General features: G+C 72.1%; 15 protein-coding genes and 1 riboswitch. Of the genes, 3 read left to right on the forward strand and 12 right to left on the reverse strand.

The annotated features are described in order from the left end of the window. Position 1: 1 nt before the first annotated feature. Genes hisG through ribD form a run of 6 tightly spaced genes read right to left on the reverse strand, consistent with a single transcriptional unit; the run spans position 2 to position 4527 of the window. A complete protein-coding gene (gene hisG, locus ACUP6Y_RS12830; protein WP_462551101.1) occupies positions 2-844 on the reverse strand; it encodes an ATP phosphoribosyltransferase in 843 nt (280 codons plus the stop codon). 7 nt (positions 845-851) lie between these two features. Further along, a complete protein-coding gene (locus ACUP6Y_RS12835; RefSeq protein WP_462551102.1) occupies positions 852-1115 on the reverse strand; it encodes a phosphoribosyl-ATP diphosphatase in 264 nt (87 codons plus the stop codon). Between the two features lie 45 nt (positions 1116-1160). Beyond that, positions 1161-1649 (reverse strand): 6,7-dimethyl-8-ribityllumazine synthase, encoded by a 489-nt coding sequence (gene ribH / locus ACUP6Y_RS12840; RefSeq protein WP_462551103.1) that lies wholly within the window; start codon positions 1647-1649, stop codon positions 1161-1163. A gap of 1 nt (position 1650) precedes the next feature. After that, positions 1651-2889: a bifunctional 3,4-dihydroxy-2-butanone-4-phosphate synthase/GTP cyclohydrolase II gene (locus tag ACUP6Y_RS12845; protein ID WP_462551104.1), complete on the reverse strand. Its 1239-nt coding sequence runs from the start codon at positions 2887-2889 to the stop codon at positions 1651-1653. 1 nt (position 2890) lies between these two features. Beyond that, positions 2891-3508 (reverse strand): riboflavin synthase, encoded by a 618-nt coding sequence (locus ACUP6Y_RS12850; protein WP_462551105.1) that lies wholly within the window; start codon positions 3506-3508, stop codon positions 2891-2893. Next, positions 3508-4527 carry a bifunctional diaminohydroxyphosphoribosylaminopyrimidine deaminase/5-amino-6-(5-phosphoribosylamino)uracil reductase RibD gene (gene ribD, locus ACUP6Y_RS12855; RefSeq protein WP_462556724.1) on the reverse strand — a complete coding sequence of 340 codons (1020 nt, stop codon included), beginning with the start codon at positions 4525-4527 and terminating at the stop codon, positions 3508-3510. The genes ACUP6Y_RS12850 and ribD overlap by 1 nt, the downstream gene beginning before the upstream one ends. Before the next feature lie 123 nt (positions 4528-4650). Next, positions 4651-4780: riboswitch (FMN riboswitch) on the reverse strand. Between the two features lie 86 nt (positions 4781-4866). On the opposite strand from ribD, the gene ACUP6Y_RS12860 reads away from it, so the two are divergent. Continuing rightward, positions 4867-5358 carry a cupin domain-containing protein gene (locus tag ACUP6Y_RS12860; RefSeq protein ID WP_462551106.1) on the forward strand — a complete coding sequence of 164 codons (492 nt, stop codon included), beginning with the start codon at positions 4867-4869 and terminating at the stop codon, positions 5356-5358. A gap of 11 nt (positions 5359-5369) precedes the next feature. On the opposite strand, the gene ACUP6Y_RS12865 is transcribed toward ACUP6Y_RS12860, so the two are convergent. From ACUP6Y_RS12865 to ACUP6Y_RS12885, 5 genes are read right to left on the reverse strand one after another with little or no spacing between them, the layout of a single operon-like run. Beyond that, positions 5370-6542: a lipid-transfer protein gene (locus ACUP6Y_RS12865; RefSeq protein WP_462551107.1), complete on the reverse strand. Its 1173-nt coding sequence runs from the start codon at positions 6540-6542 to the stop codon at positions 5370-5372. Continuing rightward, complete coding sequence (locus tag ACUP6Y_RS12870; protein ID WP_462551108.1) at positions 6539-6916, reverse strand: MaoC family dehydratase; 378 nt, start codon at positions 6914-6916, stop codon at positions 6539-6541. Before ACUP6Y_RS12870 ends, ACUP6Y_RS12865 begins: the two co-directional genes overlap by 4 nt. Then, positions 6913-7302 carry a Zn-ribbon domain-containing OB-fold protein gene (locus tag ACUP6Y_RS12875; RefSeq protein WP_462551109.1) on the reverse strand — a complete coding sequence of 130 codons (390 nt, stop codon included), beginning with the start codon at positions 7300-7302 and terminating at the stop codon, positions 6913-6915. Before ACUP6Y_RS12875 ends, ACUP6Y_RS12870 begins: the two co-directional genes overlap by 4 nt. Beyond that, on the reverse strand, positions 7299-7820 hold the full coding sequence (locus ACUP6Y_RS12880) for an FAS1-like dehydratase domain-containing protein (RefSeq protein WP_462551110.1): 522 nt from the start codon (positions 7818-7820) through the stop codon (positions 7299-7301). Before ACUP6Y_RS12880 ends, ACUP6Y_RS12875 begins: the two co-directional genes overlap by 4 nt. After that, positions 7817-9988 carry an acyl-CoA dehydrogenase gene (locus ACUP6Y_RS12885; protein WP_462551111.1) on the reverse strand — a complete coding sequence of 724 codons (2172 nt, stop codon included), beginning with the start codon at positions 9986-9988 and terminating at the stop codon, positions 7817-7819. Before ACUP6Y_RS12885 ends, ACUP6Y_RS12880 begins: the two co-directional genes overlap by 4 nt. A 33-nt stretch (positions 9989-10021) precedes the next feature. Here ACUP6Y_RS12885 and ACUP6Y_RS12890 point away from each other — a divergent pair, with 33 nt between their 5' ends. Next, positions 10022-10939, forward strand: a complete 918-nt coding sequence (locus tag ACUP6Y_RS12890) for an alpha/beta fold hydrolase (RefSeq protein WP_462551112.1) — start codon at positions 10022-10024, stop codon at positions 10937-10939. Here the strand turns inward: ACUP6Y_RS12890 and ACUP6Y_RS12895 are convergent. Next, positions 10899-12320 carry a WS/DGAT/MGAT family O-acyltransferase gene (locus ACUP6Y_RS12895; RefSeq protein WP_462551113.1) on the reverse strand — a complete coding sequence of 474 codons (1422 nt, stop codon included), beginning with the start codon at positions 12318-12320 and terminating at the stop codon, positions 10899-10901. The genes ACUP6Y_RS12890 and ACUP6Y_RS12895 overlap by 41 nt on opposite strands. Before the next feature lie 67 nt (positions 12321-12387). Between ACUP6Y_RS12895 and ACUP6Y_RS12900 the strand changes: the two genes are divergently transcribed. Then, on the forward strand, positions 12388-13653 hold the full coding sequence (locus ACUP6Y_RS12900) for an alpha/beta hydrolase fold domain-containing protein (RefSeq protein WP_462551114.1): 1266 nt from the start codon (positions 12388-12390) through the stop codon (positions 13651-13653). Positions 13654-13713: the final 60 nt, after the last annotated feature.

The following is a 13713-nucleotide window of genomic DNA, read 5'->3' on the forward strand; positions in this document are numbered from 1 at the left end:
CTCAGAGCCGGCAGGCGTGGATGTCGGTGGTGAGGATCGCCCGCGCGCCGAGCGCGAACAGCTCGTCCATCACCCGCTGGGCGGTGGCCCGCGGCACCATCGAGCGGACCGCGACCCAGCCCTCCCGATGAAGCGGGCTGACCGTGGGGCTCTCGATCCCGGGGGTCAGGGCGATGGCCTGCTCGACCTTCTCGGCGCGGATGTCGTAGTCCATCATCACGTACGCGCGAGCCACCAGGACGCCCTGCAGGCGGCGGGTGAACACCTCCAGCGCGCCGGGGTCGGCGCCCTCGCGGGTGATCATCACGCCCTCGGACTCGAGGATGACGTCGCCGAAGACCTCCAGGCCGGCGTTGCGCAAGGTGGAGCCGGTCTCGACGACGTCGGCGATCACGTCGGCCACGCCGAGCTGGATGCTGGTCTCGACCGCGCCGTCGAGCCGGACGACGGCGGCCTCGACGCCCCGCTCGGCAAGGTAGCGCCTCACCACGCCGTCGTACGACGTCGCGATCCGCTTGCCGGCCAGGTCCTCGACCTTCTCGGCGGTACCGGGGCGCGCCGCGAAGCGGAACTTCGATCGACCGAAGCCGAGCTGGAGGGCCTCGGCGGCGGTCGAGTGCGAGTCGAGGAGCAGGTCGCGACCGGTGATGCCGGCGTCGAGGGTGCCCTCGCCGACGTACAGCGCGATGTCGCGCGGACGCAGGTAGAAGAACTCGACGTCGTTGTCGGGGTCGAGCTTGGTGAGCTGCTTGGAGTCCGAGCGCTGGGCGTAGCCCGCCTCGCGGAGCATGCCGGAGGCAGCCTCGGACAGGGCCCCCTTGTTGGGGACGGCGATCTTGAGCATGGGATTCCTAGAGGTGTGCGTAGACGTCGTCGAGCGAGAGTCCGCTCGCGATCATGAGGACCTGGGCGTGGTACAGCAGCTGGCTGATCTCCAACGCAGTGGCGTCCCTGCCCTCATGCTCGGCGGCCATCCAGGACTCAGCGGCCTCCTCGATCAGCTTCTTGCCGATCGCATGGACGCCGGCGTCGAGCTGCCGGACGGTGCCGGATCCCTCGGGCCGCGTCTGTGCCTTCTCGCTGAGCTCTGCGAACAGCTCGTCGAACGTCTTCACGGGAGGTCAGCCTACGGCGTGGCCGTGGCCCGACCTGCGTCGGTCTCAGCCCGTGTAGCCACGGCTGCGGATCTTCTTCAGCGTGGCGGCGGTCTGCAGGGCCGCGGCCGCCGCCTCGTAGCCCTTGTCCTCGCGCGAGCCCTCGATGCCGGCGCGGTCGAGCGCCTGCGCCTCGTCGTCGCAGGTGAGCACGCCGAAGCCGATCGGCGTGTGGTGGTCGACGGAGACCCGGGTGAGGCCGTCGGTGGCGGCACTGCACACGTACTCGAAGTGCGGGGTGCCGCCCCGGATCACGACGCCGAGCGCGATCACGGCGTCGTACGAGGGCGCGAGGGTGTCCGCGGTGACGGGCAGCTCGAAGACTCCCGGAACCCGGACCACGACGGGAGCCTCGACCTTGTGGTCGGCGAACGCCCGCTGCGCCCCGGCGATCAGGCCGTCCATGACCTGGGTGTGCCAGCTCGCCGCCACGACCGCGACCCGGAGGTCGTGACAGTCGGTGGGGGCGATGTCGGGGGCGCCGTGTCCGGCCATGTCAGTTGACTCCTTCGAGATCGAGGTCCGGCAGGTCGTGGCCCATCCGGTCGCGCTTGGTCACCAGGTAGGCGAGGTTGTGGCCGTTGGGGTGCGGCGTGAGCGGCACGCGCTCGCTGACCGTGATGCCGTAGTCCTCCAGCGAGGCGACCTTGTCGGGGTTGTTGGTCAGCAGCCGCACCTCGGCGACGCCGAGGTCCTTGAGGATCTGCGTGGCCGCGCCGTAGTGACGGGCATCGGCCGGCAGGCCGAGGTCGAGGTTGGCGTCGACGGTGTCGCGGCCGCCGTCTTGCAGCTGGTAGGCCTGCAGCTTGGCGACCAGGCCGATCCCCCGGCCCTCGTGGCCGCGCAGGTAGATGACGACACCGCGGCCCTCCTGCACGATGCGGTCCATCGCCTCGTTGAGCTGGGGGCCGCAGTCGCAGCGGCTGGAGCCGAACACGTCACCGGTGAGGCACTCGGAGTGGACGCGGGTGAGCACCGGGCCGCCCTCGGCGAGGGCCGCCGGGTCGCCGTAGACGAGCGCGACGTGCTCGCTGCCGTCGACGGTGATGGTGTAGCCGATCGCGGTGAAGTCGCCATGGCTGGTGGGCAGGCTGGTCTCCGCCTCGCGGACCACGTGGGTCTCGACGCGGCGGCGGTAGCGGACCAGGTCCTCGATCGAGATCATCGCCAGGCCGTGCTCGTCGGCGAAGGCGCGCAGCTCGGGCGCGCGCTTCATGGTGCCGTCGTCGTTGACGACCTCGACCAGGACGCCGGTCGGGGTCAGGCCGGCGAGGCGGCACAGGTCGACGGCGGCCTCGGTGTGGCCACGGCGGACCAGCACGCCGCCCTCGCGGTAGCGCAGCGGGAACACGTGGCCGGGGCGGGTCAGCTCCCACGGCTCGGTCGCGGAGTCCGCGAGCACCCGCACCGTGTGGGCGCGGTCGGCGGCGGAGATGCCGGTGCTGACGCCGTCGCGGGCGTCGACCGAGAGGGTGTACGCCGTGCGGTAGGCGTCCTTGTTGTGGGGCGTCATCAGCGGGATCTCCAGCCGGTCGAGCATCGCGCCCGGCATCGGGGCGCAGATGACGCCGCTGGAGTAGCGGATCGTGAACGCCATCAGCTCCGGGGTCGCCTTGCTGGCGGCGAAGATGATGTCGCCCTCGTTCTCGCGGTCCTCGTCGTCGACGACCACGACGGCCCTGCCCGCCGCGATGTCGGCGATCGCGCGCTCGACCGGGTCCAGTCGCACCGACATGTCAGTTCTCCTTGCTGCTGGGGGTGCTGGTGTAGGCGCGCACGAGCTTCTCGACGTGCTTCGCGATGATGTCGACCTCGAGGTTGACCCGGTCGCCGACGGCACGGAAGCCGAGCGTCGTGCGGGCCAGGGTCTCGGGGATGAGGCTGACGGTGAAGGTGTCCTCGCCGGCCTCGACGACGGTCAGCGAGGTGCCGTCGACGGTGATCGAGCCCTTGTCGACGAGGTAGCGGCCGAGGTCGTCGGGCATCGTGATCTCGACGAGCTCCCAGTGCTCGCTGGGGGTGCGGGCGACCACCTCGCCGACGGCGTCGACGTGGCCCTGGACCACGTGCCCGCCGAGCCGCTTCTCGGCGGTGACGGCGCGCTCGAGGTTGACCCGGTCGCCGGCGCTCAGCCGACCGGTCGTGGTCTTGGCGAGCGTCTCCGCCATCACATCGGCGGTCCAGGTGGTGTCGGTGCGCTCGGCCACCGTCAGGCAGCACCCGTTGACCGCGATCGAGTCACCGAGGCCGGCGTCGGACAGGGTCACGTCGGAGGCGATGGTGAGCCGGATGGCGTCCCCCTGGTCCTCGACGGCGGTGACGGTGCCGAGCTCCTCGACGATGCCGGTGAACATCAGGCGGTTCCTCCCATGGTCGGTCCTCTCATGATCATGCGGACGTTGGCTTCGGCGCCCTCGCCGACGACGGTGGCGTCGGCGAGCCGCAGGTGCAACGCGTCGGCGATCGTGCCGATTCCGAGGTCGCCGACGGCGGCGCGGCCGGCGCCGAGCAGCATCGGGGCGACGTACGTGACGACCTCGTCGACCAGGCCGGCCCGCAGGAAGGCGGCGGCCAGGGTCGGCCCGCCCTCCAGGAAGACGTGGTGGCGGTCGTGCTCGGCGTACAGGGTGCGCAGGGCCTGCTCGGGGTCGCGGGTGCGCAGGTGCAGGGTGGGCGCGGCGTCGTCGAAGACCCGGCGGTCCTCGGGGAGGTCGCGCTCCCCCAGCACGACCCGCAGCGGCTGCTCGCCGACCGGCTGGTCGTCGTCGCCGCGCACGGTCAGCTGCGGGTCGTCGACCTCGACCGTGTTCGCGCCGACCAGCATGGTGTCGCACAGGCCGCGCAGCAGGTGGGTGTCGCGACGCGCGGCCGGCGAGGACACCCAGCGCGACGTGCCGTCGGCGGCGGCGCTGCGTCCGTCGAGCGTGGTCGCGAACTTCCAGGTGACGAACGGACGGCCGTGGGTGTGGGCGAAGGTCCAGGCCCGGTTGACCTCGGCGGCCTCGTCGGCGAGCAGGCCGGCGTCGACCTCGACCCCCGCCTCCCGCAGCGTCTCCATGCCACCCGCGGCCTGCGGGTTCGGGTCACGCTGCGCGATCACCACCCGAGCCACCCCGGCGGCGATCAGCGCCTGCGCACAGGGGCCGGTCCGACCGGTGTGGTTGCACGGCTCCAGGGTCACCACCGCGGTCGCGCCCAGGGCCCGGTCACCGGCGACCTGCAGCGCCTCGACCTCCGCGTGCGGGGTGCCCGCGCCGTGGTGGAGGCCCTCCCCGACGATGGTGCCGTCGGGAGCGAGGAGCACGCAGCCCACCCGCGGGTTGGGGTGCAGCGGCACCCCGGGGGTCGCTGCCAGCGCGAGCGCACGACGCATCGCGTCGTACTCACGGGTGAACGTCTCCGCCACCGGCCACCGCCTCTCGTCGTCCTGGACGCGGACTCCGGGGCTTGCCTGGCGTACGTCGGTCGGCCGCGCTCGGCCGTCCGTCGAACACTCGTGCGTGCACTTCCCATCCGGACTTTGACCGTCGGTCCAGGAATTCCACCTGGTCAACCGATCACTGGCTGCGATCGGGTCGCGGACTGTCACCGCCGGTTCGGATTTTCACCGACCCCAGAGCACGCGAGCTCTTGTGACCATGGTGGCACACCGCGACACGCCGTGGGCAGTGGGTCCGGTCACTGAGAGTCGGTGACGTCGTAGCGTCGCCGCATGTCGTATCCCCCACCGCTCTACGACGGCGACGGCGAGGTCTCGGCGTGGGTGCGCCCCGGCGGCGCGCCGGCGGACCTCGTCCACCCCAACGGCAACCAGGTCCACTACCTGGCGCGCGGCGAGGCGACCGGCGGCCTGTTCGGGCTCTACCGCTGGGAGTTCTCCGAGGCGGTCAGCGGCCCGAGCCCCCACTTCCACCGCCGGATGGCCGAGTCGTTCTACGTCCTGGACGGCGAGGTGCGCATCCAGACCGGCGAGGAGTGGGTCACCGCGCGGCCTGGCGACTTCCTGCACGTGCCGCCCGGCGGCATCCACGGGTTCCGCAACGAGTCCGGCGCCCCGGCGTCGATGCTGTTGCACTTCGCCCCGGGGGCGCCGCGCGAGCCGTACTTCGAGGGGCTGGACCGGCTGGCGCGGGGCGAGGAGTGGACTGCGGAGGAGTACGACGCGTTCATGCGCGAGCACGACAACGTGTGGGTCGAGGAGTAGGTCCGGCCGGTTCAGGCCGACAGGATCAGGCCGCTCGTCGGCACTCCGGTACCGGCGGTGACCAGCACGTGGTGGGCATCGGGGACCGGGTTGACCGAGCTGCCGCGGATCTGGCGCACGCCCTCGGCGATGCCGTTCATGCCGTGGATGTAGGCCTCGCCGAGCTGGCCGCCGTGAGTGTTGACGGGCAGCCGGCCGCCGACCTCGATGGCGCCGTCCTTGACGAAGTCCTTGGCCTCGCCGCGCCGGCAGAAGCCGAGCTCCTCCAGCTGCATGAGCACGTAGGGCGTGAAGTGGTCGTAGAGCACGGCCATCGCCAGGTCGGCGGGAGTGAGGCCGGACTGCTGCCACAGCGCGCGACCGACGACGCCGATCTCGGGGATGCCGATGTCGTCGCGGTAGTACGACGTCATCACGAACTGGTCGCGGCCGGAGCCCTGCGCCGCGGCGGCGATGTACGCCGGCTTCTGGGCCAGGTCGCGGGCCCGCTCGGCGGACACGATGACGAGGGCGACGGCGCCGTCGGACTCCTGGCAGCAGTCGAGCAGGTGCAGCGGGTCGGCGATCATCCGGGAGGCCTGGTGGTCCTCGAGGGTGATCGGCTTGCCGTAGAAGAACGCGGCCGGGTTGGTGGCGGCGTGCCTGCGGTCGGCGACCGCGACCCGGCCGAAGTCCGCGGACGTGGCGCCACACTCGTGCATGTAGCGGCGCGCCTGCAGGGCGACGGTGGCGGCGGGTGTGGACAGGCCGAGCGGATAGGTCCAGGCGTTGTCGAGGCCGTTGGTGTTGACCTGCGCGGCGGCCCAGTTGGAGACCTGGCCGAAGCGGTCGCCGGAGCGCTCGTTGAAGCCGCGGTAGGCGACGACGACATCGGCGACGCCGGTGGCGACCGCCATCGCGGCCTGCTGGACGGTCGCGCAGGCCGCGCCGCCGCCGTAGTTGATCCGGCTGAAGAAGCGCAGCTCGGGGACGCCGAGCTCGCGGGCCACGGCGATCTCGGACGAGGTGTCCATGGTGAAGGTGACCAGGCCGTCGACGTCGGCGGGAGTCAGGCCGCAGTCGGCGAGGGCGTGCCGCACCGCCTCGACCGAGAGCTGGAGCTCGGAGCGGCCGGACTCCTTGGAGAACTCGGTCGCGCCGATGCCGGCGATGGCGGCCTTGCCGGAGAGGGTGCGGGTGCTCACGCGGCCACCGTGACCGTTCCGACGACGTGGTCGCCGAGGGAGACCGCGCCGACCACCTCGATGGTGGCGACGCCGCCCTCGACGGAGGCGACCTCGCCGGTGAAGGTGAAGGTGTCGTAGGGGTACGCCGGCGCGCCGAGCCGGATCGCGATGCCCTTGATCTGCACGTCGGGCCCCGCCCAGTCGGTGACATAGCGCTCGCACAGCGCCGTGGAGGTCAAGATGTTGACGAAGATGTCCTTCGAGCCCGCCGCCTGGGCGATGTCACGGTCGTGGTGGACGTCTTGGAAGTCGCGGGTCGCGATCGCCGTGGAGACGACCAGGGTCGGGGTGATGGGGAGGCTCCACTCGGGAAGCTTGTCTCCGGGCTTCATCGGTCCACCTTCGTCCAGATCGGGAGGGTCAGCTCGTCGTCGACCACGTTCCAGCCCACGGCGACGCGGTCGCCGATCTCGACCGGGCCGGTCATCTCGGCCACCATCCGCACGCCCTCGTCGAGGTCGAGCAGCGCGATGACCAGCGGCAGCTCCTTGCCGGGGACCTGCGGGGCGTGGTGGACCAGGTAGGAGAAGACCGTCCCCTGCCCGGCGGCGACCACGTAGCCGCGGTCGAAGGCGCCGCAGTCCGGGCAGGCCGGGCCGGGCGGGTGGCGCAGCACGCCGCAGGCGTTGCACCTCTGGATGCGCAGCTCGCGGTTCGCCGTACCCTCGAAGAAGTAGGCGTTGTCCCGGTTGACGACCGGGCGCACCGGGCCGCTCACACGTCTGCCTTCGCGCGCGGGATGAACTTCAGGACGCGGAAGAGCATGGTCGCCACCCGCTCGTCGCCGACGTACCAGGTGTTGCGCGAGGTCACGAAGTAGCCGACGCCCATGCCGGTCGCCTTCGGCCCGACGACGGAGTCGAGCGCGGTGGTGACCCGCACCCGCTCCCCGAGCGTCAGGTAGCGGTCGTAGGACTGCTCGCAGTTGGTGCCGAGAACGGCCGTGAAGCCGACGTCGGTGAGCACCCGCATCATGGAGTGCAGCGGGTCGTTCTCGGCGGGCCTGCCACCCAGCCCGTACATGGTCCAGACCTGGGCCATGGATGGCGGCGCCTCACCCTGCCGGAAGCGCGGGTTGTCGACACCCGTCGCCTCGAGCCAGTCGTTGATCGTCGGCTGGTTGACCTCGTCGCGGGCGAACCGCTCGGCGGCCTCGCCCCAGCCCTTGATCCGCTCCGCCTCGGCCAGCACCTTCTCGTGGACGGCGGGGTCCACCAGCTCCTGCGGCGCGCTCATCGCGGCACCCGCGGCAGGCCGAGGCCGAACATCGAGATCAGCTCGCGCTGGACCTCCTGGACGCCACCACCGAAGGTGAGCACCAGGTTCCGCTTGGCCTGCGCGTCGAGGTAGTCGAGCAGGTCCTTCGTCTCCGCTTCCCCCGCGTCACCGTGTCGGTGGACGAGCGCGATGAGGTCGGCGAGCAGGTGCTGGACCTGGTCGGAGGCGAACACCTTCGACGAGGACGCGTCGGCCACCTCGATCTCGCCGGCGGCCGCGGCGCGCGCGACCTCCCAGTTGAGCAGCTCGTTGATCCGGAACACCGCCGTGGCCTTGCCGAGCAGGTCCCGTACGTCGGGCTCGCCGCGGACGCCGGCGGCATCGGCCCAGCGCACGACGCGGTCGCGCAGGCCCTCGATCCGGCCGGCCGGGCCGAGCATGACCCGCTCGTGGTTGAGCTGCGTGGTGATCAGCCGCCAGCCCTGGTTCTCCTCGCCGACCAGCATGTCGACGGGGACCCGGACGTCGTTGAAGTAGGTGGCGTTGACGTGGTGCGAGCCGTCGGCGGTGATGATCGGCGTCCAGGAGTAGCCGGGGTCCTTGGTGTCCACGATCAGGATCGAGATGCCCTTGTGCTTGGGAGCGTCCGGGTCGGTGCGCACCGCGAGCCACAGGTAGTCGGCGTGGTGGCCGCCGGTGGTCCACATCTTCTGGCCGTTGACGACGTAGTACGGGTCGCCGTCACCCTCGACCAAGCGCGCGGTGGTGCGCAGCGACGCCAGGTCGGTGCCGGCGTCGGGCTCGCTGTAGCCGATCGCGAAGTGCACGTCGCCCTCGAGGATCCGCTTGAGGAAGAGGTCCTTCTGCTTCTGCGTGCCGTAGCGGATCAGGGTCGGCCCGACGGTCTGCAGCGTGACCGACGGCAGATGCACGTCGGCGTACTGTGCCTCGTTGGCGAAGATCGTCTGCTCGATCTCGCCGAGCCCGTGACCGCCGTACTCCGTGGGCCAGCCGACGCCCATCCAGCCGTCGGTGCCGAGCCGGCGGACCAGGCGGGAGTACGTCGGGCCGTGGCGGTCCCACGCGCCCTCGACCGGGTCCGGGTCGTGCTGGCCCTCGAACTCCGCGGCGACGCCGCCGAAGTACGCGCGCAGCCGGGCCTTGAGGGAGCGCTGCTCCTCGGTGAGCTCGAGGTTCTTGCTGTCCGCGGACTCGACCGGGACCTGCGCGGCCGTGGTGTCGAGCGCGTGCGCGAGGTCGGTGCCCCACGTCGTGTAGCCGACCAGCGGGTAGGTGATGTCGACGCCCATGCCGCCGTGCAGGTGGTGACAGGTGCGGAAGGCGTACGGCGCGACCCGGCTCGCCCAGTAGCCGGCGACGGCGAGGTCGTCGGCGGCCGGCAGGCCCTCGGCGACCCGCCACACGGCGTTGTCGGCCGCCAGGTCGAGGGTGCGCGAGACGACGTACACGTCGGCCATCTGCAACGAGACGGCCTGGAACTCGGCCAGGGCGCGGCCGAACTGCCGGCGGCCCTTGACGTAGTCGGCGGTCAGGTCGCGCGCGCCGGCGAGCACGCCGGCCGCGGTGACGGCGAGGCCCGCACGGGCCAGGTCGCGCAGCCGCGCGGCGGCGCCGTCGGCGAGCGGCTCGGCGGGGGCCCCCTCCAGGACCACGGTGTGCTGCGGGACGGCGCTGGCCGCGCCGGCCGGAAGCAGGGTGACGCCGGGCGCGGTGGGGTCGACCAGCACGACGACCTCGCGGTCGCCGTCGATCGCGGTCACCAGGAGGCGGGCGGCCCGCTCGGCGAAGGTGACGGCGAGCTTGCGACCGAAGACCGCGCCGTCGACGTAGGTCGCCTCGCCGCGCAGCGCCGGCGCGACGACCAGCTCGCCGGCGGCGATCGCGGGCAGCAGCTCCTTGCGCTGGGTGTCGGTGCCGTGGCCACCGAGGGTGAGCGCGCCGCAGCACAGCGTCTCCCACACCGGCACCCGGACGCCGGCCCGGCCGGCCTCGCGCAGCAGGACGGCGACCTCGGCGAGGCCGAGGCCCTCGCCGCCGTGCTCCTCCGGGACCGGCAGCGCGGTCAGGCCCGCGCCGGCCCAGGCCGCCCAGTCCCGAGCGTCGGACTCGCGCTCGAGCACCTCGCCGAGGACGGCACGTACTGCGTTGATCGCCTCTGCATCCACGGAGAAACTGTAACGTGTTCTAGTGTGGCTCGCATGGGTGCCGTCTCACTGATCGACGTGGCGCGTCGCCGGGTGGCGCTGCCGCCGACCCGGATCCCGCCGGGACGGATGGTCGCGCTGCCGGGACGGGGCGGGTCGACGTACGTCACCGACACGCCGGGCCCGCATCCGGAGTCGCCGACGATCGTGCTGCTGCACGCACTCGGCACGACCGGCCTGCTGACCTGGTTCCCCACCATCGAGTCGCTCTCCCAGCGATTCCGGGTGGTGACCCTCGACCAGCGCTGGCACGGGCGCGGCATCCAGAGCGCGGAGCTCTCGCTCTCGGACTGCGCCGACGACGTGGCCGCGCTGGTCGGCGCACTCGGACTGGGCGAGGTGATCGTCGGCGGCTACTCGATGGGCTCGATCGTGGCGCAGCGGGTGTGGCGCCAGCACCCCTCTCTCGTCGCGGGGCTGGTGCTCGGCGCGACGACCGACCGGTTCCAGCTCACCGCGGCCGAGCGTGGCTTCTTCCTGGGGATGGGCTCCACGATGGTCGCGCTGCGCGGCGTGTCGCGCTCCCGTACGGCGGTGCGCGCCGCGCGGGCCGCCGCGCGTGGGGTCGACCTCGAGGTCTCCGACCTGCACACGTGGGCACTGCGAGAGTTCCGCTCGACCAGCCCGTGGGCGGTGGGGCAGGCGCTCGCCGCGCTCGGGCGGCACCACTCGCGGCCCTGGCTGGGCCGGATCGACGTACCGACCGCCGTCGTGGTCATGATGCGCGACCGGGTGATCCCGACGGACCGGCAGATCGCGCTGGCCCGGGCGATCCCGGGGGCGACCATCCACGAGGTCGACGACGGGCACGCGGGGTGCGTCCTCGGCGCGGAGCGGTTCGTGCCGCGCTTCGTCGAGGCGGCCGCCACCGTCAACGCGCGGCGGCGGGATCTCCGTCGACCGCTGCGCTGAGCCGGGCCAGCTCGGCCGGGAAGTGACGGACCAGGGCGTCGGCGTCGGGCATCGACTCGCGGCAGGCGATGGCGCCGACGTGCATCTGCCCGGCGTTCGACATCACGGTGATGTTGAGGCCGGCGCCGTGGAAGACCGGGCCCAGCGGGCACAGCGCGTCGATCCGCGCTCCCATGAAGTAGAGCGGGATCGGCGGTCCGGGGACGTTGGAGATCACCAGGTTGTGGACGACCGGGTGGCGCTCGGCGAGGCGCAGGCTGGCGTAGGCGCGCACCGCCAGACCGAAGGTCCGGGGCGCGGCGAACTCCGCCCAGTCCTGGAGCGCGTCGGCGCTGATCGCGTTGTGGTGCTCCTTGGCGTGACGGTTGCGCTCGGCCAGCATCGCCAGCCGCTCCAGCGGGTCGCCGACGTCGGTGCCGAGCCTGGTGAACAGCGCTGAGACCTTGTTGGCGCCGGTCGCGCGCCGCGAGCTGTCGCGCACGCTCACCGGAACCGTGGCCAGCAGCGAGGACTCGGGCAGCTCGTCGCGCTCGGCGAGGTAGGCCCGCAGCGCGCCGCCGGAGACGGCGAGCACGACATCGTTGACCGTCGTGGCGGTGAGCTTCTTGATCCGGCGGATCTCCTCGAGGTCGAGGTCGGCCATCGCGATCGAGCGGTGCGAGGTGATGGTGCCGTTGAAGGAGGTCCTCGGCGCGGAGAAGGGTGCGGCCATGGCGGTGCCCTGGCGCGCGCGGCCGATGCTCCTGGTGACCAGCTGGGCCGAGGGCTTGAGCACCTTGACCAGGGTGACCGGGCGGGTCGCCGTACCGATGACGGCACGGCCGAGCAGTTCGCCCCGACCGGGGTCACGGGGATGTGCGGCGTTCTCGGAGACCAGCGGCGGGGAGTCCGGCTCGAGCGAGCACAGGTGGGAGATCAGGTTGGAGCCCGAGACGCCGTCGACGGTCGCATGGTGCATCTTGGCGAACACGACGACCTTCTCGCCCTCGTCGCCGTCGGGCCGGTAGCCCTCGATCACCCACATCTCCCACAGCGGGCGGGAGCGGTCGAGCGGCAGCGAGGCGAGATGGGCGCACAGATCCATCAGCTCGGCGTACCCGCCGGGTGTCGGCAGGGCCAGCCGGTGGACGTGGCGCTCGATGTCGAAGCCCCGGTCCCGCACCCAGACCGGGTGGTCGAGACCGAGCGGGACGCCGCGGATCTTGCGGGTGAAGCCCGGCACGTCGCGGACCCGGACCTCGATCTCACGCCGCATCGCGGCGAACGCGTACGGCGCGGTCATCGTCGCCTGGTCGAGCACCATCACCGCACACACGTGCATCAGCTGGGCGGGCGTCTCCAGGTAGAGGAAGCTCGCATCCAGTCCCGACAGCCGATCCATCCGCCGACCCCCCATGACAACTAGAACGGGTACCAGTTTCTCACAACGACCCGGATACTCTCGGGTCATGGGATTCGTCCGGCGCCAGCTCCTCACCGCCGCACTGACCGCCAACGCCGTCCGGCCCGTCCCCGGCTTCCGCACCGGCATCCCGGCGTTCTTCGCCGGCTGGCTGACCGGTGAGCTCGCGCCCCACCTCCTGGGACTGACCGTCGCCGACGCCGCGGCCCACACCACCGGATCGCGGCGCTCCTGGCGCGGACTCGCGCTGGCCGGTCTGTCGAGCGCGGGGCTCGCGTACCTGGTCCGGCAGAGCCGACAGGCTGTCGACGACGCCGAGGACGCGCTGGTCGAGGGACTCGGCGTCGACTACGTCGAGCAGCTCGACGCCCGCCCGACCCCCGCGGACCTCGCGACGCCGTGGCGACGCCTGGCCAACCCCTTCGCATTCGGCCGGGCGGGGCGCCGCGCTGGGGTCGAGGTACATCGCGACATCCCCTTCGCACCGTACGGGCGGCGGGGGTTCTTGGACATCTACACCTCGGAGGTGACACCGGCCTCGGGCGCACCGGTGCTGCTGCAGGTCCACGGCGGCGGCTGGACGATCGGCACCAAGGAGCAGCAGGGCCTGCCGCTGATGCAGCACCTGGCCGCGCGCGGGTGGGTCTGCGTCGCGATCAACTACCGGCTCGCACCGCGCGACCCGTGGCCGGCACAGATCGTGGACGTGAAGGCGGCACTGGCGTGGATCCGCGCGCACATCGCCGAGTGGGGCGGTGATCCGTCGTACGTCGCGATCACGGGCGGCTCGGCCGGAGGGCACCTCAGCGCACTGGCGGCGGTGACACCGAACGCGCCCGAGTTCCAGCCCGGCTTCGAGTCGGCCGACACCACGGTCCAGGCCGCGATCCCCTACTACGGCGTCTACGACCTCGCCGGCGCGAGCGGGCTGCGCACCGCCGAGCTGATGCGCGACAGGTTCCTCGCGCCGATCGTCTTCAAGAGGTCGCCGCGCTCCGAGCTCGCGGTCTTCGAGGAGGCCAGCCCGCTGCTGCGGGTCACCGCCGACGCACCGGACTTCTTCGTGATCCACGGCTCGCGGGACACCCTGGTCGACGTCAGGCAGGCGCGGGCGTTCGTCGCCGCACTGCGGGCGACGTCGAAGCGGACGATCACCTACGCCGAGCTCCCGGGCGCGCAGCACGCCTTCGACGTCTTCCCCTCGATCCGCTCCCAGCACCTCGTCCGCGCCACCGACCGGTTCCTGCACTGGCACTGGAACGGGTGGCGGCGCGAGCGGTTGTCCACAGGTGCTGGGGACGCATCGGCCTGAGCCCTGATCGAGGTCCACTCTCGCGGCACCCCACCACCTCGTCCCGTCTCGGACGAACCG

The sequence above is a fragment of the Nocardioides sp. S5-5 genome (genome assembly GCF_054954065.1).

Bases quoted from the DNA above. Each gene is read 5' to 3' on its own strand.
- ACUP6Y_RS12890 (WP_462551112.1), top strand. From the start codon at position 10,022: ATGGGTGCCGTCTCACTGATCGACGTGGCGCGTCGCCGGGTGGCGCTG.
- ribD (WP_462556724.1), bottom strand. From the start codon at position 4,527: ATGCGTCGTGCGCTCGCGCTGGCAGCGACCCCCGGGGTGCCGCTGCAC.
- ACUP6Y_RS12850 (WP_462551105.1), bottom strand. From the start codon at position 3,508: ATGTTCACCGGCATCGTCGAGGAGCTCGGCACCGTCACCGCCGTCGAG.
- ACUP6Y_RS12895 (WP_462551113.1), bottom strand. From the start codon at position 12,320: ATGGATCGGCTGTCGGGACTGGATGCGAGCTTCCTCTACCTGGAGACG.
- ribH (WP_462551103.1), bottom strand. From the start codon at position 1,649: ATGGCCGGACACGGCGCCCCCGACATCGCCCCCACCGACTGTCACGAC.
- ACUP6Y_RS12880 (WP_462551110.1), bottom strand. From the start codon at position 7,820: ATGAGCGCGCCGCAGGAGCTGGTGGACCCCGCCGTCCACGAGAAGGTG.
- ACUP6Y_RS12845 (WP_462551104.1), bottom strand. From the start codon at position 2,889: ATGTCGGTGCGACTGGACCCGGTCGAGCGCGCGATCGCCGACATCGCG.
- hisG (WP_462551101.1), bottom strand. From the start codon at position 844: ATGCTCAAGATCGCCGTCCCCAACAAGGGGGCCCTGTCCGAGGCTGCC.
- ACUP6Y_RS12900 (WP_462551114.1), top strand. From the start codon at position 12,388: ATGGGATTCGTCCGGCGCCAGCTCCTCACCGCCGCACTGACCGCCAAC.
- ACUP6Y_RS12870 (WP_462551108.1), bottom strand. From the start codon at position 6,916: ATGAAGCCCGGAGACAAGCTTCCCGAGTGGAGCCTCCCCATCACCCCG.
- ACUP6Y_RS12860 (WP_462551106.1), top strand. From the start codon at position 4,867: ATGTCGTATCCCCCACCGCTCTACGACGGCGACGGCGAGGTCTCGGCG.